Raw genomic sequence first — 22,552 nt, 5'->3', positions numbered from 1 at the left:
CTCACACCTCCAGGATCATCGCGGCGCTGCAACCCCAGTTGCGGCCGTAGGGGATGACGCCGATGCCCGTGACCAGCGCGTTGCGCACGCCCGGCACCTGCCGTTCGCCGCCCTCGCCGAAGAGCTGGCGCACGGCTTCGGCCAGGTTCAGCCCGCCGCTGGCGAGGCCCGGCTGGCCGGCCGAGATCTGGCCGCCGCCGGTGTTGAGCGGCAGCGTGCCGGTGAAGGAGAGATCGGTGTCGCGCACGAAAGCCGAGCCCTCGCCGGGGGCGCAGAAGCCGAATGCCTCGAGCTGCATCAGCACGGCGATGGTGAAGTCGTCATAGGGCTGGAACGTGCCGACGCCGGCCGGGGTGAGGCCAGCCTTGGCGAAGACCTTCGGCGCGATGCGATAGAAGCCGCTGTCGGTGATGTCCGCCAGCGGATCGGCGCCGTTGTGGTTGGTCACCTCGGCATAGGCGGTGGGATGGGCCACCTTCTTGATGCCGCGGGCGCGGGCCTCCTCTTCGCTCATGACGAGGAAGGCATTGGCGCCGTCGCAATACATCACGCAATCGAGCACACGCAGCGGATCGGCGATCGGGCGCGAATCCAGATAATCGTCCATCGTCAGCGGCTTGCGGAACTTGTCGAGGGCGTTGGGATTGCGCAGCGCGTGCTCGCGCTGGGTGATCGCGATCTTGCCGAGCGCACGGGCATCGATCCCGTACTGGTGATCGTAGCGGCTCATGAGCAGGCCGAAGGTGGCCGGTGGCCCCTGCACGCCCTGCGGGTCCTGGAATTCCGGCCGGTAGGCCCCGTAGTTCGCTCGGAAGGCCGTACTCGGCGCGTCGGCGGAGAGGACGACCGCAATGCGGCACGCGCCCTCGCGAATGGCCCACATGGCCCGCGCAACGCCGCCCGCGGCCGAGCAGCCGCCGATGCCGCCGGCATTCAGCCAGGTGGGAGTGAGGCCGAGGGCATCCGCCATGTAGACGGCGAAAAATGGGTTGGTGCCCTCGCTCAGGGCCAAGGTTACCGAGAGGCCGTCGATCTCGTCCTTGGCGATGCCGGTCTTCTCAAGCAGTTCGCTGAGCGCGAGCCCGGCGAAATCATAGGCCGAGCGGCCGCTCTGGTAGACCACCTTGGTCTCGGCATAGCCGGCGATGACCACGTCTGTCCGTGCCATTCTGGCACCTCCGGATGATGAAGCGGGGGTCGGCGCCAGGGCATGGCCGACCGATCACCGGCAGGATGCGGCAGCCGATGCTGAAAGCGTGACGCGCAGGCGGATCAGCCGGCGGGGAGGGGGGCGAGGCTTTCCTCGTCGTCCGCCTCGCCCTCGCCGCCCATGGCTTCGGCGATGCGGGCGTGGCAGGCGCGTACGCGGACCGGATCGGCGCGGAGCTCCGGCGTGATCTCCTCGGCCAGCACGATGCGTGCGCCCGGATTGAGTACGATGGCCCTGTCCGCGATCTCGATGGCATCCTCGATGCGGTGGGTCACGAACAGGCAGGTCTTGCCGAACTCCTTGGCGATGCGATGGAAATCGCGCCGCAGCTTGCCCGCCGTCGCGTGATCGAGCTGGCTGAAGGATTCATCGAGGAAGACGATGGCCGGGTCCACAGCGAGCGCGCGGGCCAGCGACACGCGCTGGCGCATGCCGCCGGACAGCTCGTGGACATATTTGTCCTGCGCACCCTTGAGGTTCACCCGCTCCAGCCAGGCCAGCGCCCGCGTGCGGGCTTCGGCCTTCGGCACGCCGAGGATGAGGAGGCCGAGCTCGGCATTCTCCACCGCCGTGCGCCACGGCAGCAGGCGGTCGGTCTGGAAGGAGACGGCGATCCGCCCCTTCAGCTCGCGGAACTGGGCATGGGGATCGAAGCCGGCGACGCGGATCGTGCCCTGATCGGGGCCGATGGTGCCCATGACCAGATTGAGCACGGTGCTCTTGCCGGCGCCGGTGCGTCCCAAGAGCGCGACGATCTCGCCGGGCTCCACGCGCAGGCTGAAGTCGTCCACCGCGACGAAGCCGCCGAAGCTCTTGTGGATGTTGCGGATCTCGATGACCGGATCGATGGTGCCCATCACCGCACCGCCACTTCCGGCCGCCATTTCAGGAACAGCTTCTCTATGGCCGAGACGCCCCACTGCAAGGCGATGTTGAGGATGACCAGCAGGAAGGTCCAGGCGAAGACCTGATCGATGCGGAAGCTCGACTGGGCAAGGCTCATGCGCGAGCCGATGCCGATGGCCGAGGCGACCAGCTCGGCGAACACCGCCATGCGGATGGCGTAGCCCACGACCGACTTGGTGGTGATGAAGATGTAGGGGACGATGTGCGGCATGATCATGTAGCGCAGCATCTGCCAGCGGCTCGGGCGGAAGCTCTCCACCATGTCCACGAGATCCTTCGGAAGCGCGCGGATGCCCTCGTAGACGTTCATGGCGTAGAAGGGCAGCAGGATCACCGTGAGGATAAAGAAGATCCGCGTCTCGGTGTCCTTGAACCAGAACACTGCGATCAGCATCCAGGACAGCGCCGGAATGCCGGTGTCGATGACGATGATGGCGCGCAGGAAGGGGCGCACCAGCGGCACCATGCCCATGATGGCGCCGACGATCACCCCCGCGACCAGCGAGAAGGCCAGCGCCGCGGCGAGGCGCGCCAGTGTCACCAGCACGTGCATGCGGTCGCCGAAGAGGATGTCGCCGGTGGCGTGGAGCACGCTCATTGGCGAGGGCATGATGTAATCGGGGACGTGGCCGCTGGCGATCTGCATCGCGATGACCATGGCCGCGACCACGACCAGCGTCGCTATGACGTCGCTTTGTCCCGAGCCACGCCTCGAAGCCTTGCGGGCGGGCGCAGGCCGCAGGGGCGGCCGCCCTGTCGCAACAAGGTTGTCGCTCATCGTGTGCCTTTTCCTCCCGCATTGCCCGCCTTCGGGTCGCGCACATGGGCGCGGGACCGGCGGATTGGCGCCGTTGCGGCCCTTGGCGCCGAGCGCCCGGGGCCGAAGCACCTTCGTTGGAGGGGACCATAGCACCCCCGCCAGCGGCACAAAGCGCGGATTTGCACAGCGCGTTGTTCCAAAATTGGGACAATGCTAGAAACCATCGCCCGGGAGGAAGAGATGAACTTCGACCTTAACGCGCTGGTGGTGTTTTTCGAGGTGGTCAACCAAGAAAACATTACTCGAGCTGCGCGGTTACTTGGCCAGCCCAAGTCGACCGTCAGCCGGAAGATCAAGCATCTGGAAGATCAGGTCGGCGCGGCCCTGCTCAAGCGCACCAGCCGGCGCATTCTGGTCACCGACGAGAGGCGCCGCCTGCACGACCACTGCTCCCGCATTGCCGCGGAGCTGGAGAGCGCGGGGTTGCAGACCACGCAGCGGCGCACCAGCCTGCGCGGCAAGTTGAGGGTGAGCATGCCCATCGATTTCGGCACCGGCTGGATCAGCAGCGCCATCGCGTCCTTCGCCGAAAAGTACGCGATGATCGACCTTGACGTGCACGTCAACGGCCGGTGGGTGGATGTGACGGAGGAGACCTACGACATCGCCATCCAGCTCGGCAGCCACGTCAATCCGGGCGTCCCGTCGCGCCGGCTGACGGCGCTCACGCGCGGGATTTACGCCAGCCCGAAATATCTGGCCCGGCTCGCCGCAGCACCCCGACGCCTTGCCGACGTCAAGGGCGTGCTCACGGAGCAGCAGGTGGCAGAGGGGATCTGGCAGGAGGAGGCGCGCGGAGAGGCGGATCGCCACGGAACGGTGCGCGTCAACAATATCGGCGTCGCGCGCGAACTGGTGATCGCGGGCCTGGGCGCGGGCGTGCTGCCCAATGTGATGTGCCGGGGCGACGTGGCCAACGGCCGTCTGGTGCGGCTCGAGATGGAGGAGGAAATCCCGGCGCTCCAGGCAACGGCAACCTATTTTGCGGGCCGCCACGTGCCGCAGCGCACCCGCGTTTTTCTCGACCACGTGGAGGCCTTCCTGGCCGCCGACGGGCCGGCGCGTCTCGACCGGCGTGACCAGGCCGAACCGGTGCGCCGCCGCCCTGCGGGCGACGCGCGCAAGGACCCCGCGAACGTCAGGATGCGATGAAGAAGCCGGGATCGATGGACTGCTTCAGCAGGCCGTTCCGCTTCAGGAAGTCGCCGGCCTTTGTCATCTGGGCGCGCTCCTCCGCCGAGGCCATGGAGCCGAAGCGGAAGCTCAGCCGCTTTGAGGTCAGCGCATCGAGAAGCACGGGCGCCGGCGCGCCGGCCGAGTCCGCGACAAGGCTCACCGCTTCCTTCGGATCGGCGATGATGCCGTTGATGGCGGCCTCGAACGCTGCGCGGATGCGGCGCACCCGCTCGGGATCGCGTTCCGCCAGCTCGCGCCGCACCGCGATGCCGAAATAGGGCAGCTCCGCGCCGCCGCTGATCTCGCGATAGGCGTTTCCGGCATTGAAGATGAGCGAGAGGTCCTTCCGCCGCGCCAGCGCCGAGCTGATGTTCGGCTCCCAGGAGAGGCCGGCGTCCGCCCGGTTGGCGAGAACCATGGTCATGGACGAGGCCGGATTGTCGACGCCCTGGATATTGATGTCACGCCCCAGCTCCAGGCCGTAGCGCTCCTTGATAAGGCTCGACACCATGCGGAACGTGCCGGTGGATTGCGGCGCCGCCAGCGTCTTGCCCTTCAGCTCCGGGATGCCCTTGATGGACGGCTCGCCGGTGAGGATGGAGATCATGCTCGCGGTGGTGATGGTGCACAGCATGCGGATGGGCACGCCCGCCTCGAAGCGCTGGGCGAAGACGTCCCAGCTGCCGATGCAGACATCGTAATTGCCGGCGGCGAAATCGTTGTAATACGTGGAGACGGTGGCGTATTCGCTCGGTGCGGCGAGGCCGACGCCGGGCGCGTCGCCGAGCTTCTTCTGCTGCATGTAGCGTGCGATGAGCACGGTGAAGCCGGGCACAAGATAGGCCCAGCGCACGGCATCGCCCTGCGCCCATGCTCCCCGCATGGGGAAGCCCGCCAGAGCCCCCGCGCCGGCACCGAGGCCAGCCCGCAGCAGTGTCCGCCGATCGACGAGACGGCCCATTTCGTCCTCCCTGTTTTTATGATGCTGATTTGTATTTGCAGGTTCTTCTCTATTCGGGCCGCGCGAGGGCGGGGGCGCGCTTTTCAAGGAAGTCTTCCAGGCGCTTCAGGGCCTCGGGCGGCCGCGTCATGGACGTGTTGAGATATTCCATGAACAGCCCGTCGTCGTGCGACAGGTCGTTGATGCGCGGCAGGACGTTAGTGATCATCCAGTTGGTCTGGGGCACGTTGGAGGCGATGACGCGGGCGAGTGCCTTGGCCTTGGCCAGCGCTTCTCCGGCCGGCACCACATATTGCGCGAGGCCGCAGCGGCTACCCTCCTCGGCGGTGAGGAGGCGGCCGGTCAGCATCATGTCGGCCATCATAGGATAGCCGATGATGCGCTGGGTGCGCACGCTGCCGCCGCCGCCCACGAAGATGCCGCGCTGGCCCTCGGGCAGGCCGAAGAAGGTGGTCTCGTCGGCGACGCGGATGTGCGCGGCCGAGGCAAGCTCCAGTCCGCCGCCTATGGTGGCGCCATGGAGCGCGCAAACCACGGGAAAGTTGCCCCGCGCGAGGAGGTCGAAGGTCGAGTGCCACAGGTGGCGCGGCCTGCGCTTGCGCGGGGCCTGCCCCTCGGGCGTCAGGCGCTTCGACAGTTCGGAGAGATCGAGTCCGGCGGAGAAATTCTGACCATGGCCGAACAGCACGGCGGCGTCGATCTTGTCGCCCGCGTCGTTGAGCACGTCGCGAAGCTCCATCAGCAGCGCGTCGTTCATGGCGTTGCGCTTGTCCGGCCGGTTGAGGCCGATCAGCGCGATATTGTCCTCGACCTCGTAGGTCACGAGCGCGGGCATGTCAGGCTCCGATACTTGGTGCGTTACTGTCGCTTTGCTTTCGCCGGAAGCTCTAGCTGCCGGTGCTGATGATGAGAGCGTCGAGCGCGACGGCGCCGCGACCGCGCTCGTAGACCATGAGCGGGTTAATCTCGACGTCGGTGATCTCAGGCGTCGCGAGCAGAAGGCGGCCGATGGCGACTGCCACGTCGGCTGCCGCCTCCACATCGACGGACGGCTGGTTGCGGAAGCCGTAGAGCATCTTCGACGCCTTCAGCTTGCCGAACTCGGCCACGAACTCCTCGCGGCTGGCGTCCGCCGCGACGAGCCGGACATCGCCCAGCGCCTCGATCATGATGCCGCCGAGGCCGATGAGCACCACCGGGCCCCAGCGCGGATCACGCCGGCCGCCGACCACCAGTTCCAGGCCCTTCGCCGACATCTTCTCCACCAGCACCCCGTCCAGCGCGAGGCCGGGCTGGGCGCGGGCGATGTTCGCGTGCAATGTGGCCCAGGCGGCGGCGAGCGCATCGGCATCGGAGAGGTTGAGGATGACGCCGCCCGCCTCCGTCTTGTGGGCCAGCGCGCCGGCCTGTGCCTTGATGACGATGGGATAGCCGATGGCCTCGGCCGCCGCATGCGCCTCATCCAGGGTCCGCACGAGGCGCCCGCCGGGAATTGCTATGCCTTCGCCTTGCAGCAGACTTTTGCCCAGCCATTCCGGCAGGGTGCCCTTGGGCAGGTCGCGCGCCCGGATCGATGCTGCGGCAGCGGGCGCCGGGCGCGGATCGGGCTGGCGGACGATCCGGGCCAGCGCCTTCAGCACCCTATCCGACGAGCGGGAGACGATCACCTTGCTTGCGCGGGCGATCTCCAGAAACTCGGGCGGCAGGGGCAGTTGATCGCCCAGCATGGCCATCGCCACCGGCTTCGTGCTCTGGCCCCGCGCCTCGACTACTTGCTCCACATAGGCCTTGGCATGAGCAGGAGACACAATTGGGATGGAGATGGCGACGGCGCCGATGGCCGGCTCCTTCAGCAGCGCCGCGACGCCCGCGCCCACCAGTTCCGGCCGCCACACCGCCTCGGTGCCGAGATCGATGGGATTTTTCGGCGAGATGAACGCTGGCAGCAACGCCTTCAGCTCGGCTTCGGTGGCCGGCGAGAGAGCCGGAATGTCCACGCCGATATCGGCGCAGAAATCATGGGCGATGCCGCAGAAGGCGCCGGAGAAGGTGAGGATGCCGAGCCCACCGCGCGAAGGCGCCGGATAGCGCGAGAGAATCTCGGCAACGTCCATGAATTCGTCGAGGGTCTCCACCAGATGGACGCCGGCGCGCTCCACCATGGCCTTCATCACCGCATAGTCGCCGGCCAGCGCGCCGGTGTGCGACTTGGCGGCCTCCTGCGCATGGGGGCTGCGGCCGGGAAACAACATCACCAGCGGCTTGCCCATGGCGCGGGCGCGGGACGCGGCGGCCAGGAACACGTCCGGCCGCCGGATATCCTCCGCATAGATCATGATGACCCGCGTCGCCGGATCGCCCACCAGATGATCGACGAAATCGCCGAGGCCGAGATCCATCTCGTTGCCCGTGGAAATGTTGTAGGAAACCGCCACGCCGCGGGAGTTCAGACCGTGCCGCAGGTGATTGGCGAGACCGCCGGACTGGGAGACGATCGCGACCGCATCGCGCGTCCCCTCCGGCATCACCGGGACCTTGTTGACGCCGACGAAGGTGATGCTGAAACCGGCCGCGTAGTTGGTGAAACCGAGGCAGTTCGGTCCGACGACGACCATGCCCCCCGAGCGCACCCGGGCGCCGATGCGCTCCTGCTCCCGCCGCCCCTCCTCGCCCGTCTCGGCAAAGCCCGAGGCGAAGACGATGGCGGAGCCCACCTGCCGCCCCATGCACGCTTCCAGTGTCGCCTCGACGCTCGCCGCCGGGACGGTCAGCACGGCGAGGTCCACGCCGAGCGGCAGCTCGGCCATGTCGGTGATGACGGTGAGGCCGTCGATGAGGCCGGGGGTGCGCCCCACGAGATGGATCGCCCCGGCAAAGCCGTTCTCGCGCAAGTTTCTCAGCACGATCTGGCCCGCCGACTGAGGCTTGGCGGACATCCCGATGATGGCGACCGACTTCGCGTCGAGCAGGCGGTCCAGGCCGTGGGTTCGCTTCGCCTCGGTCGCCAGCTTGATCGGCATTCCCATGTGTTCCTCCGCCGTCGGAAACCCCGCCACAGGTGGGAGAGTCCGGCTGCCAATTGGCTGTTTTGGCAGTTCTCAGAGGTGGGGTATCAGCCGGCGCGGTCAGCGGAAAGCGCGCATTGACTGCCCGCCGCGTTCCAAAATTGAGACGATGGCCCGAGAGGAAAACCGGCCGCCCGGCCGGTCTCGCTGTCGCGCCTGCGCTATCGCCTGCGACGCTCCATGTCGATGCCGACGGAAATGCGGTGGGGTCGGCCTCGATCCGCGCAGGGCGCTCCTGGCCGACCCCGAGCGGCCTGCATCAGGGTCAGCGTAGGTCGATGAACAGGTAGCCCACGACGGCGAGGACCACCCCGGCCCTCAGATCGCTTCGAGCGCGAGGGCGATGCCCTGTCCGCCGCCGATGCAAAGGGTGACCATGCCGCGCTTCAGCCCGTCGCGCCGCATGGCGTGGAGCAGGCGGGTGATGAGGATGGCTCCGGTGGCGCCGATGGGATGGCCATGCGCCACCGCTCCGCCCTCCACGTTCACGATGTCCTCCGGCAGGCCCAGTTCGCGCGCGACGGCGATCGGCACGGCGGCAAACGCCTCGTTGATCTCGATGCGCTCAATGTCGCCGAGGGACCAGCCGGCGCGCCCCAGCGCCTTGCGCACGGCCGGCACCGGGCCGAGGCCGAACAGGCCCGGTTCAACCCCGGCGATGCCGAAGCCGGCGAGCCGGCCGAGGGGCGCGATGCCCTTCGTCTCGGCGAACGAACGCTCGGCAACGATCATGGCGGCGGCCGCGCTGTTGAGCCCCGGCGCGTTGCCGGCCGTGATGGTGCCTTCGGGCCGGAAGGCGGGGCGCAGCTTCGCCAGCGTCTCCACCGTGGTGTCGGGGCGGGGCGCCTCATCGGTTGAGAAGGATTCGACCCCCTTCTTGCCCTTCACCTCCACCGGAATGATCTCCTCCACGAAATGGCCGTCCGCCTGTGCGGCGGCAAAGCGCTGCTGGGAGCGGGCGGCGAAGGCGTCCTGCTCGGCGCGGGTGATCTGGAGCTTTTCGACGAGATCTTCCGTGTGCCAGCCGGAATGCTTGCCGGAGAACGCGTCGTCGAGCCCGTCGGTCAGCATGCTGTCGAGGATCTGCGCCGGACCCATGCGATAACCCCAGCGCCCGCCATCCATCAGGTAGGGCGCACGGTCCATGTTCTCCATGCCGCCGGCGATGGCGACGTCGTGGACGCCGGCGGCGATCTCCAGCGCCGCGGTGACGACCGCCTGCGCGCCGGAGCCGCAGACGCGGTTGACGGTCATGGCGGGCACCTCCACCGGCAGGCCGCCATGGATCGCCGCCTGCCGCGCCGGGTTCATGCGGTTTCCGGCCTGGATGACGTTGCCCATCACCACGCTGCCGATGGAGGCGGGATCGAGCCCGGAGCGGCGCAGGGTCTCGCGCACGGCGATGGCGCCGAGTTCGGTGGCCGGGGTGCCCTTCAGCGTGCCGTTATAGGTGCCGATGGCAGTACGCACCGGATGGGCGATGATGATGTCTGTGGTCATGAGGATCTCCTTAATCGGACGATGCGGCGGCCGGCATCGGGGAATGTCAGGCGACCGGCAGGGCCGGGCGTTCGGTGTCGCCCGCCGTCTGCGCCACGGCCGGAGCGGTGGAGGCCTTTTCCTCCGCGCTGGCCGCATCAAGGCTGGCAATCTGGTCGGGCGACAGCACCAGCGCGGCGGCACCGAGATTGCTGGTGAGCTGGGCGAGCGAGCGCGGGCCGATGAGGGGGATGGCGCCGGCGCTGCCGGCCCGGTCCCGCTTTGCCCAGGCGATGGCCACCTGATCGGGGCTCGCGCCCTGCTCGGCCGCTACCGCGAGCACGGCATCAAGCGTGGCGCTGCGCCGGGGGGAATTCTCGGGCTGGAACACGCGGCCGCCCAAGGCCTCGGCGCGCCCCTTTTCACCCCCGCGATACTTGCCCGTGAGCATGCCGCCGCCGAGGGGCGACCAGGTGACGGCGCCGAGGCCCAGCGCCGCGCAGGCCGGCAATAGGTCGCCTTCCGGCTCCCGGCGCACCAGGCTGTATTCGAACTGCGCGGCGGCGATGGGCACCGCGCGGGTCAGTTCCGCCAGCGTGACGGCGCGGGCGAGGCGCCAGGCCGGGAAGTTGGACAGGCCCGCATAGAGGATCTTGCCGGCGCGGGCGAGATCGTCGAGGCCGCGCACGATCTCCTCGGCCGGCGTCACGTCATCTGGATGGTGCACCCAGTAGAGATCGATGCGGTCCGTCTTCAGGCGCTTCAGGCTCGCCTCCAGCGAGGCCACCATGGCCTTTCGGCTGTTGCCGGTGACGAGGCGGTTGGCGTTGGGCGCGGCGCCGTTGGTGAACTTGGTGGCGAGGAGGAAATCCTCGCGCCGGCCGTCCAGCAGGGGCGCCAGGAATTCCTCGGACTGGCCGAACTGGTAGATGTCGGCGGTGTCGATGAAATTGCCGCCGGCCTCGGCATAGGCGTTGAAGATGGTGGCGCTCTCGTCCGTATCCGCGCCATGGCCCCAGCGTCCGCCGAAATTGGCGGTGCCGAGGGCGAGTTCGGAAACCCTGAGGCCGGTGCGGCCGAGCAGTCGATACTTCATCGGGTCAACTCCTTCTGGGGCGGCGGCAAAGGTCCGGCCGCCTTCGATCGTAAATTACGGGCATATGCCCGTATGAGGCGAATATATTTGTAGGTTCATCCTCAGCCTCAGAGGGCGGCGAGGAGATCCCGCAGTTGTTCGAGCCTTTCCTTGCCCAGCCGCTCCTCCATCGTCTTCTGGCCCCGGTTCCAGGCCACGGCGGCGGTCTTGAGGAGTTCGGTGCCCTGCGGGGTGAGGGCGATGCAGGACGCGCGCTGGTCGTCCTTGCCGCGCCGCGTCTCCAGCAGTCCGTGCTTCGACAGGACGCGCACGTTCCGGCCGATGGTGGAGCGGTCGAGCTCGAGCATCCGGCCCAGCTCGGTCATGCTGACCTCGCCCTTGTCCCGCACGGTGCGCAGCAGAGAATACTGCGCGACGTTGATCCCGAGTGGGACGAAACCCTCGTCATAGATAGCGCTGATCCGGCGCGTCGCCCGGCGCAGCTGAGCAGAGTGGCAGGGGGTATCCATAATTCGTGTATATACCCGTAACTGACCGCCGTCCATCCTCCGCTGCACGGGGCCCGGGCCCGGCGCATCGCCGGCAACTTGTCCGGAATCGCCTCGTCTTCGTCCTGCGGCGGGGCGGCCTGGCGCCCTAGGCTCGGGCGAACCCCCTTCACACGGAACCAGCGCATGACCTCCATCACCGTCAACGGCATGGCCCACCGGGTCGATGCCGAGCCGGACACCCCGCTCCTGTGGGTGCTGCGCGACACGCTCGGCCTCACCGGCACGAAATACGGCTGCGGCATTGCCCAGTGCGGCGCCTGCACGGTGCTGATGGACGGGCAGGCCGTGCGCTCCTGCCAGATGCCGCTGGAGAGCATCGGCACCGCCGACATCCGCACCATCGAGTCCATCGGCGAGGATGCCGTTGGCCAGAAGGTGGTGGAGGCGTGGGTGGCGCAGCAGGTGCCGCAATGCGGCTACTGCCAGTCCGGGCAGGTGATGGCGGCGACCGCACTTCTCAAGCAGACGCCGAGGCCCACCGACGCCGACATTCGCGACGCCATGACCAATCTCTGCCGGTGCGGCACCTACAACCGCATTGCGGCGGCCATCCATCAGGCGGCGGGGTGAGGCCATGGAAGCGCTGACGAAAATCCGACCGGCTGACGCCGTGCCGCTGATGCCCTCAGAGGGCATCGCCAACCTGTCCCGCCGTGGCGTGCTCGGCCTCGGCGGCGCCGCGCTGATACTCGGCGTGCTGATGCCGGCGCTGCCAGCCCGGGCGCAGGCGCCGGCCGCCATCAAGCCCGGCACCCGCGTGCCCGCGTTCCTCGTCATCGGCCCGGACAACAGCTTCAAGATCCTGAGCCCCTTCGTCGAGGGCGGGCAAGGGATCAGCACCGGCATCGCCCAGACCATCGGCGAGGAGCTGGACGTGGACCCCGCCCGCTTCACGGTGGAGTGCGCCCCGCCCGGTCCGGACTATGCGGTGATCGACGGGCTGCGCATGACCGGCGGAAGCTTCTCTACCCGCTCCAGCTACACCGTCATGCGCCGGCTGGGCGCGAGCGCGCGGGAAATGCTGATCCGCGTCGCCGCGACCCGTCTGGGCGTGAAGGCGGACAGCCTCACCACCCGTGACGGCGAGGTGATCCACGCCGCCACCGGCCGGCGCATTCCCTACGGCGCGCTCGCCAGCGAGGCGCTGGCCCTCGATCCGCCGGCCGAGGTGAAGCTGCGCGATCCGGCCACCTTCCGCTGGCTCGGCAAGGCCGTGCCGCGCATCGATGTGCGGGCGAAGTCCACCGGCAAGGCGGTCTATGCCATCGACCAAAAGCTCGACGGCATGCTCTACGCCGCCGTCCAGCACGCCCCGCATCTTGGCACCGAGCCCACCGCCATCGCCAACGAAGCCGCGCTGAAGGCGATGCCGGGCGTTCATGGCATCCATCGCCTACCCGGCGCCGTCGCCGTTACGGCGGACAGCTGGTATCGCGCCCGGAAGGCGGTGGAGGCGGCCGAGGTCTCGTGGTCCGCCCCGCCAGCGACGGGGTTCGATGCGGTGGCGGCGGATTTCTCCTCCGCCGGCTTCCTCGATGTCCTGAAGGCGAGCAAGGCGCCTGCCGTGCCGGCCGAGCAGGACGGCACGGCCGAGGCGGCTTTCGCCACCGCCGCCAAGGTGATCGAGGCCGACTACGACGCCCCCTACCTGGTCCACGGCCAGCTGGAGCCGGCCTCCTCCATGGCGCGCTTCAACGCGGCCGGCACGCTGGAACTATGGATACCGAACCAGATGCCCGAGGTGTTCCAGCAGGTGGCCGCGAAGGTCTCCGGCCTGCCGCCCGAGAAGGTGATCCTCCATTCGCCCATCCTCGGCGGCTTCTTCGGCCGGCATTTCATGTACGGCCCGGGCAATCCCTTCCCGCAGGCGATCATCCTGGCGAAGGAGACGGGGCGGCCGGTGAAGGTGCTGTGGTCGCGGGAGGAGGAGTTCAAGCGGGATGCGCTGCGCCCGCTCAGCTACAGCCGTTTCCGCGCGGCCATCGGGGCGGATGGCAAGCCGCAGGCCATCGAGGTACGCACGGTAGGGGAGGGGCCGCTCGGCCGCTATTTTGGCTTCGGCGCCAATGGCGGGGTGGACCCCTCGGCGGTGGAGGGCATCATCGAGAAGCCTTACGCCATCCCCCACCGCCGGATGGACTACGCCAAGGTGGCCCATCCCGTCACCATCGCCTTCTGGCGGTCGGTGGGACACTCCATGAACGACTTCTTCTACGAAGGCTTCTTCGACGAGATGGCCATGGCCGGCGGGCAGGACCCCTTCGAGCTGCGCCGCGCGCTGCTGAAGGAGAAGGCTCGCCACCTGAAGCTCCTGGAGACGGTGGCCGCCATGACTGGCGGCTGGAAGCGGGGGCCGTTCGAGGCGCCGGGCGGCAAGCGCGCGCGGGGCGTCGCCATGGCCTCCCCGTTCGGATCGGAGACGGCGACCATTGCCGAGGTGTCGCTGGAGGGCGGGGAGGTGAAGGTGCACGAGCTGTGGATCGCCTTTGATCCCGGCAGCGTGGTCAATCCGGCCATCGTGAAGGCACAGGTCGAATCGGCCGCCGCTCTGGGCCTCTCAGCCACCTTGTTCGAGGAACTGGCCTACACGGATGGTGTGCGGCAATCGCATAATTTCGACGACTATCCCATCCTGTCGCGCGCCAACATGCCGAAGGTGAACGTGGAGATCGTCGAGAGCGGCGCGCCCATGGGCGGCGTCGGCGAGCCGGGCCTGCCCGGCGTGCCGCCGGCCGTGGTGAACGCGGTCGCGGCGCTCACGGGGCGCCGCATCCGCACGTTGCCGCTGGCAAAGACCAAGCTCGGCGCCTGAGGCTCGGGGCTTGATACCCCGCGCAGACGGACGAAAACGCGGCGATTCCGGTCATCGGCCCCGTCTGGCCCACTGCGACGGGGCAGGGTGGCTTGCATTCTCGATACTATGTCCCAGATTGCCTTAAGCGGCGAAACAGGACATCGGAGCGGGACATGCGGCACATCGGCTTCATGGTCGAGGATGGGTTCCAGATGATGGGGCTCGCTGCGGTCTCGGCCTTCGAGCTTGCCAATACGGTGCTGGAGCAGCCGGGCTATTCCCTCACGCTGATGTCGCAAAAGGGCGGGGGCATCTCCTCGTCCCTCGGGGTCTCGGTGACCACCCAGCCCCTCGGCGCCTATCCCGACACGCTGGTGGTGCTGGGGGAACTGGTGCCCGGCCCCACGCCGGAGGCATTGCGCGCCTACATCGCACAAGCGGGCGAGCGGTCGCGTCGTGTCGCCGGCATCTGCACCGGAGCCTTCCGCCTCGCCGAGGCCGGCTTGCTGGAGGGCAGGGCCGCGACCACTCATTGGGCGCACGCCCGCGCCCTGCAGGAGCGCTATCCCTCCATCCGTGTGGAGGACGACCGCATCTTCATCCGCGACGGCAATGTCTGGACCTCCGCCGGCATGAGCGCGGGCATCGATCTCGCCCTCGCTTTGATCGAGGACGACCACGACGCCGCGCTGGCGCGGTCCATCGCCCGCAAGCTGGTGGTCTATCATCGCCGGCCGGGCGGGCAGTCGCAGTTTTCCGCGCTCCTGGAGCTGGAGCCGCGCTCCGATCGGGTCCGCCGCGCTCTGACCTATGCCAAGGAGCACCTGCGCAACCCGCTCACCGTGGAAGAGCTGGCCGAGGCCGCGAGCCTGAGCCCACGGCAGTTCAGCCGGGTGTTCCGCGAGGAGACGGGGGAATCTCCCGCCAAGGCGGTGGAACGGCTGCGCCTCGAGGCGGCGAAGGCCATGCTGGAGGAGGGGCGTTACGCCATGGATGTGGTGGCCCGCGACACCGGCTTCGACGACCGCGACCGCATGCGCCGCGCCTTCCTGCGCCACTTCGGCCATCCGCCCCAGAGCCTGCGCCGCAGCCTGCGCTACATCGAGGGCGATAAGGAGGAGACGGCGCGTGGCGGAAATTGACGTTTGCACGTCATTTGAGACATGACCGACCGCGCCTAGGGTCCAGCCATCGCACGATGCGTCTGGAGGCCGTGATGGCCAATCTCATTTCGGAAGACACCCCGGCGGCTTCCGCCGCCTTTGCGCCGGCCAAGGCGCCGGCAGTTCCCCTCGCGGCCAGTTCGTCGCTGATGCCTGCGGTTTTCCTCGCTTTGGGGACGGCCGCCATCGGCACCGAGGGCTTCATGATCGCGCCGCTCCTGCCGACCATCGCGGCGGACCTCGGCATGAGCCTGTCGGCCACCGCGACCCTGGTCGTGGTGTTTACCCTGATGATGGCCGTGTCCTCGCCCATAACCACGGTGGCGACGGCGGGCCTCGGGCGGCGGAGCGCGCTGCTGCTCGCCATGGGGCTGTTCACGGCCGCGAACCTCGCGGCGGCTTTCTCCTCCTCCTTCGCAGCGCTGCTCATCGCACGGATGGCCATGGCTATCGCCTCGGGCCTGTATGTGCCCGGCGCCAACGCGCTGGCGGGCGTGATCGTGGCGCCGGTGAAGCGCGGGCGGGCGCTCGCCATCGTCAGCGGCGGGATGACCCTCGCCATCGCCCTCGGGCTGCCCCTTGGCGCGCTGGCGGGGCACGCCTTCGGCTGGCGCGCCACGTTCCTCGGCGTTGCAGGGATGGGGCTCGTCGCCATCATTGGCATATTGCTGGGCATCCGGCGCGATGCGGGCGCACAGGTGGCGGTGGCGAGCCTGTCGGAGCGGCTGGGCGTGGTGCGCCAGCCGGCAGTGCTTGGCCTGCTCGGCGTCACGCTGTTCTGGTCGGTGGGCGCCTTCGTCGCCTATCCCTACATCGCGCCCTATCTCGCCGAGGTGCTGGGCTTCGGGCCCGCCGGCATCAGTGCCAGCGTATCGGCCTGGGGCCTTGCTGCGGCGGTAGGCGTCTCGGCGGGTGGCAGCCTCAACGATCGGCTCGGCTCGCGTCGGGTGGTGATGGGCTCCCTTGCGGTGCTCGCTTTGTCCTTCCTGACGCTCGCGCTGGCGACTCGGCTTCCCCCCGCGCTCGCCCTCGCGCCAGTGCTGGCCGGCGTGGTGGGATGGGGCTTCAGCGTGTGGTCCTTCTATCCCGCGCAACTCGCACGGCTCATCGCGGCCGGGCCGGCGGCGCAGGCGCCCGTTGCCCTCGCGCTCAACACCTCCACCATGTACCTGGGCTTTTCCCTCGGCTCGGCGCTGGGCGCGGGCCTTGTCGCCGGTGGTCTCATCTGGGCCATCGGCGCAGTCGCCGCCGCGTCCGAGATCATCGCCCTTGTACTCGACCGACGTCGCGCGCTCATGTCCTGATTTGCCGCTTCTTTGACATTCAAGACATGTCGCCTCACGCCTAGTCTCCCCGCATGACGAACGACCGGGGATCGGCCATGAACACGGAACAGAACAAGAGCATCGCGCTGGTCACCGGCGCCTCCGGCGGCATCGGCGCCATCTATGCGGAGCGGCTGGCGCGCCGCGGCTATGACCTCATCCTCGTCGCCCGCAACGCGGCGCGGCTGGATGAGGTGGCGGCCCGCATCACGGCCGCCACCGGACGCGCGGTGAAGACGGTGCCCGCCGATCTGAACGATGCAGCCGACCTCCGCCGCATCGAGGCGCTGCTGCGCGAGGACGCCAGTATTTCCCTGCTGGTGAACAATGCCGGCTTCGGCGCCGCGACGCCGCTGCTCGACAGCGACGTCCGCGCGCATGGAGGAAATGATCGCCCTCAACGTCACGGCCCTGACCCGCCTGACCTACGCGGCGGCGCCGGCCTTCGTGGCGCGGGGCGGCGGCACCATTGTCAACATCTCCTCCATCGTGGCGCTGGCGCCGGAGGTGCTGAACGGGGTCTATGGGGCGAGCAAGGCGTATGTGCTGGCGCTCACCCAGTCGCTCCAGCACGAACTCGGCGCGCGTGGCCTGCGTGTACAGGCGGTATTGCCCGGCGCCACGGCCACCGAATTCTGGAACATCCCCGGCGTGGGCGGCCACGGGAACCTGCCCAAGGAAATCGTGATGTCCGCGGAGGAGATGGTGGACGCCGCGCTCGCCGGCCTCCATGCCGGCGAGGTCGTCACCATCCCGGCCCTGCAGGACGGCGGTGAATGGCTCGCCTATGACGCCACCCGCCGGGCCATGGCGCAGCACCTGGGCGGCTCCGCCCCGGCGCCGCGCTATCGCGCCGCCTGAACGCCTGTGCCGGCGCTGCGTTCTTGACGCCGGTGAGGATCAGCCACGGGTGAAGTGGGGCCGGGTGAGGGCGCTCAATTCTTCCATCAAGCTCCTGGAAATAGATGGAAACTTCCCCCTGTCGATGCCGACAGTAGTGCCAACCCGCAGGCGGAGAACGCGGGACGCATCCCGAGCTTGAGCCGGAACATGGCGACCAGACCATCGGCTTTGCAATGGTTGGCCGGCCCCTCACCTGTAGGCGGTCACCTGCTGCCGCTGCCGGCCAAGCCCAGCGATTTCCAGTTCCACTACGTCCCCCGGGCGCAGCCATACCGGCTCGGGCTTCATCCCCATGCCGACGCCCGGCGGGGTACCGGTGGCGATGATGTCGCCGGGCAGGAGCGTCATGTAGCGGCTGCAATACGCGACGAGTTCGCGCACGCCGAAGATCATGGTGCGCGTGTTGCCGGCCTGCATGCGCCGGCCGTTCACGTCGAGCCGCATGTCGAGGTCCTGCGGATCCGGCACCTCGTCTTTGGTCACGAGGAACGGCCCGACAGGGCCGAACGTGTCGCAGCCCTTGCCCTTGTCCCATTGGGACGACTGCATCTGGAAGGCGCGCTCCGACACGTCATTCACCACGCAATAGCCGGCGACGTGATCGAGCGCCTGCGCCTCGTCCACGTAACGGGCAGTGGTGCCGATGACCACGCCGAGTTCCACCTCCCAGTCGAGCCGCGTGGAGAGCGGCGGCTGGACGATGGGGTCGTCCGGCCCCGAAAGGGCGGACGGCGCCTTGAGGAAGATGATGGGCTCGCTCGGTACCGCCATGCCCGCTTCCGCCGCGTGGTCCGAATAGTTCAGGCCGATGCAGATGAACTTGGTCATGCCGGTGAACGGCACGCCGAGGCGCGGCCGGCCCTCGACCACCGGCAGAGTGGCGGGATCGATCGCAGCAAGGGAGGCGAGCCCCTCGGCGGACAGTTCGCGCGGGCCGATATCCGCACAGACGCCGGAGAGATCGCGCATCCGGCCATCGCGGTCGACGAGCGCTGGCATCTCGGCGCCCGGCGCGCCATAGCGACAGAGCTTCATGGGGAATTCCTCGGATAGGGACGGGCTTAGAGCAGGGTCAGGGCACGGTGGCGCCGGCATCGATGGTCCAGGCGGCACCGTTGACGTGGGCGGCGGCCGGCGAGAGGAGGAAGGCGACCACCGCCGCCACATCCTCCGGCGCGCCATAGGCGGCGGTGCCCGCCCGGCGGATGCCGCCGGCAGCGGCGGCCTTCTCTTCCAGCGCATGGATCATCCGCGTCTCCACCGGGCCCGGCAGGACGGCATTGACCCGGATGGCCGTGCCCGCGACATCCAGCGCTGCGACGCGAGTGAGGCCGAGCACGGCGTGCTTGCTGGCCACGTAGCCGGCGAGCCCAGGCCGGCCGCGGATGGAGGAGGTGGAAGCGGTGTTGACGACAGCCCCCCTTCCTCTCGGCCTCATCCGTGCCAGCACGTGCTTGAGCCCGAGGAACACGCCCCGCACATTCACCGCCATCACGGCGTCGAAGGCATCGTCCGGATACTCGAAGATGGGCGCGACCGCCCCCTCGATGCCGGCATTATTGGCGAAGAGTTCGATGGGGCCGAGCTGCCCCTCAATCTCGGCGACGAAGGCCGCGACATCCGACGGGGAGGAAACGTCGGCAGCGAGAAAGAGGGCGGCGGATCCAGCCTTCTCGACCAGCCGCGCCGTCTCGGCCCCGAGCGCCACGTCGCGGTCGATCACCGCCACGTCGTGGCCGGCGGCGGCGAGCTTCAGTGCGATGGCGCGCCCGATGCCGCCACCGCCACCCGTGACCAGGGCGACGCTCACGACTTGACCAGCGAACAGCCGCCTTCCGACAGCGGACGCCACACCTGCTCCGGCGGAATGGACTTCACCACCGTGTAGTAGTCCCACGGATACTTGGACTCGGCTGGCGTCTTGACCTGAAACAGGAACATCGGGTGGATCTTGCGGCCATCGATACGGATCGAGCCCTTGCCGAACAGCGGATCGTCGGTGGGCAAAGCCTTCATCTTGTCCACCACCGCCACGCCGTCGGTGGCACCCCCAACGGCAGACACGGCCTTGAGATAGTGCAGGGTCGAGGCATAGGCCCCGGCGTGCAGGGCGCTGGGATAGCGCCCGTCGTTGCGCGGCGCGAAGCGCTTGGTCCAGGCGCGGGTGCCCTCGTTCAGGTCCCAGTAGAAGGATTCCGTGAACTGGAGCCCCTGCGCCACCTTCAGCCCCAGCGAATGCACGTCGGTGACGTAGAGCACGGTGGCCACCAGGCGCTGGCCGCCCTGCGGAATGCCGAACTCCACCGCCTGCTTGATGGAATTGATGGTGTCGCCGCCGGCATTGATGAGGCCGACCACCTGCGCGCCGGACGCCTGCGCCTGCAACAGGAAGGATGAGAAATCCTGCGTGTTCAGCGGGGCACGGACGCCACCGATCACCTTGCCGCCGGTGCGGGCGACCACGTTGCGGACGTCCTGCTCCATGGCATGGCCGAAGGCGTAGTCGGCGGTGAGCGTGAACCAGTTCTTGCCGCCGGATTCCACCACCGCGGTGGCGGCGCCGGTGGCGAGGGCATAGGTGTCGTAGGTCCAGTGCACGGTATTGGGCGAACAGGCCTTTCCGGTGAGGTCCGAGGAGGAGGGACCGGAGGCGATCATTACCTTGTTCTTCTCGCGGGCGATGGCGGCCACGGCGAGCGCGACGGCCGAGTTCGGCACGTCCACGATCATGTCGACACCCTCGGTGTCGAACCACTTGCGGGCGATGCCGGCGGCGACATCGGCCTTGTTCTGGTGGTCGGCGGCGATCACCTCGACCTTCAGAGGCTTGCCGGCCGCGTTGAAGTCCTCGACCGCCATCTGGGTCGCGACCACCGAGCCCTTGCCGGTCACGTCCGCATAGAGGCTGGACATGTCGGTGAGCACGCCGATCTTGATCGTCTTCTGGTCCTGCGCGGCGGCGAGCCCCGGCATTGCCAGCATCAGCGCGCCGGCGGCCACCATGGCTCGGCGGGAGAGCGTTGGCGGGCGCCGGAGCCGGGCGATGGTCTCGTCTGTTTTGCGGGTCATGGATAATCCTCCCTTCGTTCTTGTTCTGGGGGCGGCTCAGGGAATGAGCCGCTTGAGCAGACGACGGTCCTCCACCGCGAAACCGCCGCCGTACACGTCGGAGACCATGAACTGCGCGGAGAGGACTTCCGGCTCCAGCTCGGTCAGCGGATCGAAGGCGCTTTCGTGCAGGTTCATGACCGCGCGGCCGGCGACAGGCGCGGAATAGGCAATCGGCGTGCGGCGGTAGACGACATCGGCATAGGCCGTCTCCAGCCGCTCGGGGTGCGGCAGACGGCGCACATGGATCTCGCCACCGGGCTGCTCCGCGCCGTCCACGAGGCGCACGATGGGAGCTTGCGGATCGGGCGTGAACGACACCTCCGCGAGCGGCACGCCGCGCCGGATCACCGCGCTTTCAATGGCGCCGCTCTCGGCCTCGTCGAAGCGATAGGTGCAGTCTTTCTTGGTGTAGCCGAACAGCTCGCGGCCGGCCGCGATGCCCATGGGGTCGGAGCAGTACATGTAGATGTGCGTCTGGGTGAACAGATCCTCATAGCGGACCGCCACCGTCACCATCAGGTCGAACATGCGGCCCTGATGGAGAGACAGAGTGTGTCCCGGCGAGGCCATGAAGCGGAAGGCGACGCGGTCGTTCACCAGCTCGAACGGCGTGTCCGCGAGCAGCGCCCGCGTTTTCGCGGGATCGACGCGGGTCATCACCTCCAGCGTGCGCAGCGCGCATTCCCACTCCACCGGATAGGCCGGGGAATAAGGCGGGTTGACCCCGCTGCCGGGGTGCATCTGATACTTGCCGAACATCGGTCGTCTCCTGTGGTCGCGGGCCCCGGCGTGCGGGGCATGTCGGTCAGACGGGTGCCGCCAGGCGCGCGGCGGGTTCGCGAAAAGCGGCGCGTCCATCAATGCGCGCCCGGCGTCGGCGATGTCCGTGATGCCGCAGAGCGCCATGGTGAGGTCGAGTTCCCGGCGGATGAGTTCGAGGCAGCGCGTCACCCCCGCCTCGCCCATGGCCCCGAGGCCATAGAGGAACGCCCGGCCGATGAGCACGCCGCTGGCGCCCAGCGCCAGCGCCTTCAGCACATCCTGTCCGGAGCGGACGCCGCCGTCGAACAGCACCTCGGTGCGCGCCCCCACCGCCTCGGCGATGGCCGGCAGGGCGGAAATGCTGGAGGGCGCCCCGTCCAGCTGGCGACCGCCGTGGTTGGACACGACGATGGCATCCGCCCCCGCGCGGGCGGCGGCGCGGGCATCCTCCGGGTCCATGATGCCCTTCACGATGAGCTTGCGGTCCCAGATGCGCCGCAGCCACCGCACATGCTCCCAGCTGAGGGTCTGGTCGAATTGCTCGGACACCCAGTGGGCGAGGGAGGAGGCATCGCTCACCCCATCCACGTGGCCCACGATGTTGCGGAAGGTGCGCCGCTCGGTCCGCGCCATGTTCAGGCACCAGCGCGGCTTGGTGGCGAGGTTGACGAGATTGCGCAGCGTGGGGCGCGGCGGGGTCGAGAGCCCGTTCCTGATGTCGAGGTGGCGCTGGCCCTGCACCGGCAAATCCATGGTGAGCACCAGCGCCGAGCAGCCGGCATCGCGGGCGCGGGCGACCAGCCGCTCCATGAAGACGCGATCCTTCATCAGATAGAGCTGGAACCAGAAGGGGCGCGAGGTGTGGGCGGCCACATCCTCGATGGAGCAAACGCTGACGGTGGACAGGGTGAAGGGGACGCCGAAGCGCTCGGCGGCGCGCGCGGCGAGGATCTCCCCGTCCGCCCACTGCATCCCGGCAAGACCGGTGGGGGCGAGCGCCACCGGCATCGCGACCTCCTCGCCCAGCATGCGGCTGGAGAGATTGCGCCGGGAGATGTCGATGCCGACGCGCTGGCGCAGGCGAATGGCGGCAAGGTCTTCTTCATTCGCCCGATAGGTCGCACCGGTCCAGGAGCCGCAATCCACGTAGTCGTAGAACATGCGCGGCACCCGGCGCGCGGCCAGGCGGCGGAGGTCCTCGACGCAGGTGATGGGCGCGTTCGGGAAGAT

18 protein-coding genes and 2 pseudogenes are annotated in these 22,552 nt (G+C 68.5%); 6 read left to right on the top strand and 14 right to left on the bottom strand.

Annotated elements, in window-relative coordinates:
• Position 1: 1 nt before the first annotated feature.
• The 3 genes from ACT54R_RS15830 to ACT54R_RS15820 form a co-directional block, all read right to left on the bottom strand.
• Positions 2 to 1,168 carry a thiolase family protein gene (locus ACT54R_RS15830; RefSeq protein ID WP_476327813.1) on the bottom strand — a complete coding sequence of 389 codons (1,167 nt, stop codon included), beginning with the start codon at positions 1,166 to 1,168 and terminating at the stop codon, positions 2 to 4.
• Between the two features lie 104 nt (positions 1,169 to 1,272).
• Complete coding sequence (locus tag ACT54R_RS15825) at positions 1,273 to 2,094, bottom strand: ABC transporter ATP-binding protein (RefSeq protein WP_476327811.1); 822 nt, start codon at positions 2,092 to 2,094, stop codon at positions 1,273 to 1,275.
• Entirely contained in the window at positions 2,067 to 2,894 is an 828-nt protein-coding gene (locus ACT54R_RS15820; RefSeq protein ID WP_476327809.1) for an ABC transporter permease, read from the bottom strand. Before ACT54R_RS15820 ends, ACT54R_RS15825 begins: the two co-directional genes overlap by 28 nt.
• Before the next feature lie 222 nt (positions 2,895 to 3,116).
• On the opposite strand from ACT54R_RS15820, the gene ACT54R_RS15815 reads away from it, so the two are divergent.
• A complete protein-coding gene (locus ACT54R_RS15815; RefSeq protein WP_476327807.1) occupies positions 3,117 to 4,088 on the top strand; it encodes a LysR family transcriptional regulator in 972 nt (323 codons plus the stop codon).
• Here ACT54R_RS15815 and ACT54R_RS15810 read toward each other — a convergent pair.
• The 6 genes from ACT54R_RS15810 to ACT54R_RS15785 form a co-directional block, all read right to left on the bottom strand.
• Positions 4,075 to 5,073, bottom strand: coding sequence for an ABC transporter substrate-binding protein (locus ACT54R_RS15810; protein WP_476327805.1), 999 nt, complete (start codon positions 5,071 to 5,073; stop codon positions 4,075 to 4,077). The genes ACT54R_RS15815 and ACT54R_RS15810 overlap by 14 nt on opposite strands.
• 49 nt (positions 5,074 to 5,122) lie before the next feature.
• Positions 5,123 to 5,908, bottom strand: a complete 786-nt coding sequence (locus ACT54R_RS15805) for a crotonase/enoyl-CoA hydratase family protein (protein WP_476327803.1) — start codon at positions 5,906 to 5,908, stop codon at positions 5,123 to 5,125.
• 52 nt (positions 5,909 to 5,960) lie between these two features.
• Positions 5,961 to 8,099, bottom strand: coding sequence for an acetate--CoA ligase family protein (locus ACT54R_RS15800; RefSeq protein WP_476327801.1), 2,139 nt, complete (start codon positions 8,097 to 8,099; stop codon positions 5,961 to 5,963).
• 357 nt (positions 8,100 to 8,456) lie between these two features.
• Complete coding sequence (locus ACT54R_RS15795; RefSeq protein ID WP_476327799.1) at positions 8,457 to 9,638, bottom strand: thiolase family protein; 1,182 nt, start codon at positions 9,636 to 9,638, stop codon at positions 8,457 to 8,459.
• A 46-nt stretch (positions 9,639 to 9,684) separates the two neighbouring features.
• Positions 9,685 to 10,713: an aldo/keto reductase gene (locus tag ACT54R_RS15790; protein ID WP_476327797.1), complete on the bottom strand. Its 1,029-nt coding sequence runs from the start codon at positions 10,711 to 10,713 to the stop codon at positions 9,685 to 9,687.
• 107 nt (positions 10,714 to 10,820) lie between these two features.
• Positions 10,821 to 11,222 (bottom strand): MarR family winged helix-turn-helix transcriptional regulator, encoded by a 402-nt coding sequence (locus tag ACT54R_RS15785; protein ID WP_476327795.1) that lies wholly within the window; start codon positions 11,220 to 11,222, stop codon positions 10,821 to 10,823.
• A gap of 165 nt (positions 11,223 to 11,387) precedes the next feature.
• On the opposite strand from ACT54R_RS15785, the gene ACT54R_RS15780 reads away from it, so the two are divergent.
• From ACT54R_RS15780 to ACT54R_RS15760, 5 genes and pseudogenes are all read left to right on the top strand, one after another.
• Positions 11,388 to 11,834, top strand: coding sequence for a (2Fe-2S)-binding protein (locus ACT54R_RS15780; RefSeq protein ID WP_476327793.1), 447 nt, complete (start codon positions 11,388 to 11,390; stop codon positions 11,832 to 11,834).
• A gap of 4 nt (positions 11,835 to 11,838) precedes the next feature.
• A complete protein-coding gene (locus tag ACT54R_RS15775; protein ID WP_476327791.1) occupies positions 11,839 to 14,076 on the top strand; it encodes a xanthine dehydrogenase family protein molybdopterin-binding subunit in 2,238 nt (745 codons plus the stop codon).
• 155 nt (positions 14,077 to 14,231) lie between these two features.
• Positions 14,232 to 15,200, top strand: coding sequence for a GlxA family transcriptional regulator (locus ACT54R_RS15770; protein ID WP_476327789.1), 969 nt, complete (start codon positions 14,232 to 14,234; stop codon positions 15,198 to 15,200).
• Positions 15,201 to 15,274: 74 nt separating this feature from the next.
• The gene (locus tag ACT54R_RS15765) at positions 15,275 to 16,525 is read left to right on the top strand and encodes an MFS transporter (protein WP_476327787.1); all 1,251 of its coding nucleotides are present in this window, start codon (positions 15,275 to 15,277) and stop codon (positions 16,523 to 16,525) included.
• 77 nt (positions 16,526 to 16,602) lie between these two features.
• A pseudogene (locus ACT54R_RS15760) lies at positions 16,603 to 17,407 on the top strand (SDR family NAD(P)-dependent oxidoreductase).
• A 231-nt stretch (positions 17,408 to 17,638) separates the two neighbouring features.
• Here the strand turns inward: ACT54R_RS15760 and ACT54R_RS15755 are convergent.
• The 5 genes and pseudogenes from ACT54R_RS15755 to ACT54R_RS15735 all read right to left on the bottom strand — a co-directional run.
• On the bottom strand, positions 17,639 to 18,484 hold the full coding sequence (locus ACT54R_RS15755) for a fumarylacetoacetate hydrolase family protein (protein ID WP_476327785.1): 846 nt from the start codon (positions 18,482 to 18,484) through the stop codon (positions 17,639 to 17,641).
• 37 nt (positions 18,485 to 18,521) lie between these two features.
• Positions 18,522 to 19,259, bottom strand: a complete 738-nt coding sequence (locus ACT54R_RS15750; protein ID WP_476327783.1) for an SDR family NAD(P)-dependent oxidoreductase — start codon at positions 19,257 to 19,259, stop codon at positions 18,522 to 18,524.
• On the bottom strand, positions 19,256 to 20,518 hold the full coding sequence (locus tag ACT54R_RS15745; RefSeq protein WP_476327781.1) for an ABC transporter substrate-binding protein: 1,263 nt from the start codon (positions 20,516 to 20,518) through the stop codon (positions 19,256 to 19,258). Before ACT54R_RS15745 ends, ACT54R_RS15750 begins: the two co-directional genes overlap by 4 nt.
• A 36-nt stretch (positions 20,519 to 20,554) precedes the next feature.
• Positions 20,555 to 21,301: an acetoacetate decarboxylase family protein gene (locus ACT54R_RS15740; RefSeq protein WP_476329199.1), complete on the bottom strand. Its 747-nt coding sequence runs from the start codon at positions 21,299 to 21,301 to the stop codon at positions 20,555 to 20,557.
• Between the two features lie 123 nt (positions 21,302 to 21,424).
• Positions 21,425 to 22,552: pseudogene (locus ACT54R_RS15735) on the bottom strand (alpha-hydroxy acid oxidase); the annotation flags it as partial.

It is taken from the genome of Xanthobacter sp. DMC47, from assembly GCF_056313845.1.
This window is presented reverse-complemented; position numbering and strand designations above follow the sequence as displayed.

Bases quoted from the DNA above. Each gene is read 5' to 3' on its own strand.
- ACT54R_RS15830 (WP_476327813.1), bottom strand. From the start codon at position 1,168: ATGGCACGGACAGACGTGGTCATCGCCGGCTATGCCGAGACCAAGGTG.
- ACT54R_RS15825 (WP_476327811.1), bottom strand. From the start codon at position 2,094: ATGGCGGCCGGAAGTGGCGGTGCGGTGATGGGCACCATCGATCCGGTC.
- ACT54R_RS15820 (WP_476327809.1), bottom strand. From the start codon at position 2,894: ATGAGCGACAACCTTGTTGCGACAGGGCGGCCGCCCCTGCGGCCTGCG.
- ACT54R_RS15815 (WP_476327807.1), top strand. From the start codon at position 3,117: ATGAACTTCGACCTTAACGCGCTGGTGGTGTTTTTCGAGGTGGTCAAC.
- ACT54R_RS15810 (WP_476327805.1), bottom strand. From the start codon at position 5,073: ATGGGCCGTCTCGTCGATCGGCGGACACTGCTGCGGGCTGGCCTCGGT.
- ACT54R_RS15805 (WP_476327803.1), bottom strand. From the start codon at position 5,908: ATGCCCGCGCTCGTGACCTACGAGGTCGAGGACAATATCGCGCTGATC.
- ACT54R_RS15800 (WP_476327801.1), bottom strand. From the start codon at position 8,099: ATGGGAATGCCGATCAAGCTGGCGACCGAGGCGAAGCGAACCCACGGC.
- ACT54R_RS15795 (WP_476327799.1), bottom strand. From the start codon at position 9,638: ATGACCACAGACATCATCATCGCCCATCCGGTGCGTACTGCCATCGGC.
- ACT54R_RS15790 (WP_476327797.1), bottom strand. From the start codon at position 10,713: ATGAAGTATCGACTGCTCGGCCGCACCGGCCTCAGGGTTTCCGAACTC.
- ACT54R_RS15785 (WP_476327795.1), bottom strand. From the start codon at position 11,222: ATGGATACCCCCTGCCACTCTGCTCAGCTGCGCCGGGCGACGCGCCGG.
- ACT54R_RS15780 (WP_476327793.1), top strand. From the start codon at position 11,388: ATGACCTCCATCACCGTCAACGGCATGGCCCACCGGGTCGATGCCGAG.
- ACT54R_RS15775 (WP_476327791.1), top strand. From the start codon at position 11,839: ATGGAAGCGCTGACGAAAATCCGACCGGCTGACGCCGTGCCGCTGATG.
- ACT54R_RS15770 (WP_476327789.1), top strand. From the start codon at position 14,232: ATGCGGCACATCGGCTTCATGGTCGAGGATGGGTTCCAGATGATGGGG.
- ACT54R_RS15765 (WP_476327787.1), top strand. From the start codon at position 15,275: ATGGCCAATCTCATTTCGGAAGACACCCCGGCGGCTTCCGCCGCCTTT.
- ACT54R_RS15755 (WP_476327785.1), bottom strand. From the start codon at position 18,484: ATGAAGCTCTGTCGCTATGGCGCGCCGGGCGCCGAGATGCCAGCGCTC.
- ACT54R_RS15745 (WP_476327781.1), bottom strand. From the start codon at position 20,518: ATGACCCGCAAAACAGACGAGACCATCGCCCGGCTCCGGCGCCCGCCA.
- ACT54R_RS15740 (WP_476329199.1), bottom strand. From the start codon at position 21,301: ATGCACCCCGGCAGCGGGGTCAACCCGCCTTATTCCCCGGCCTATCCG.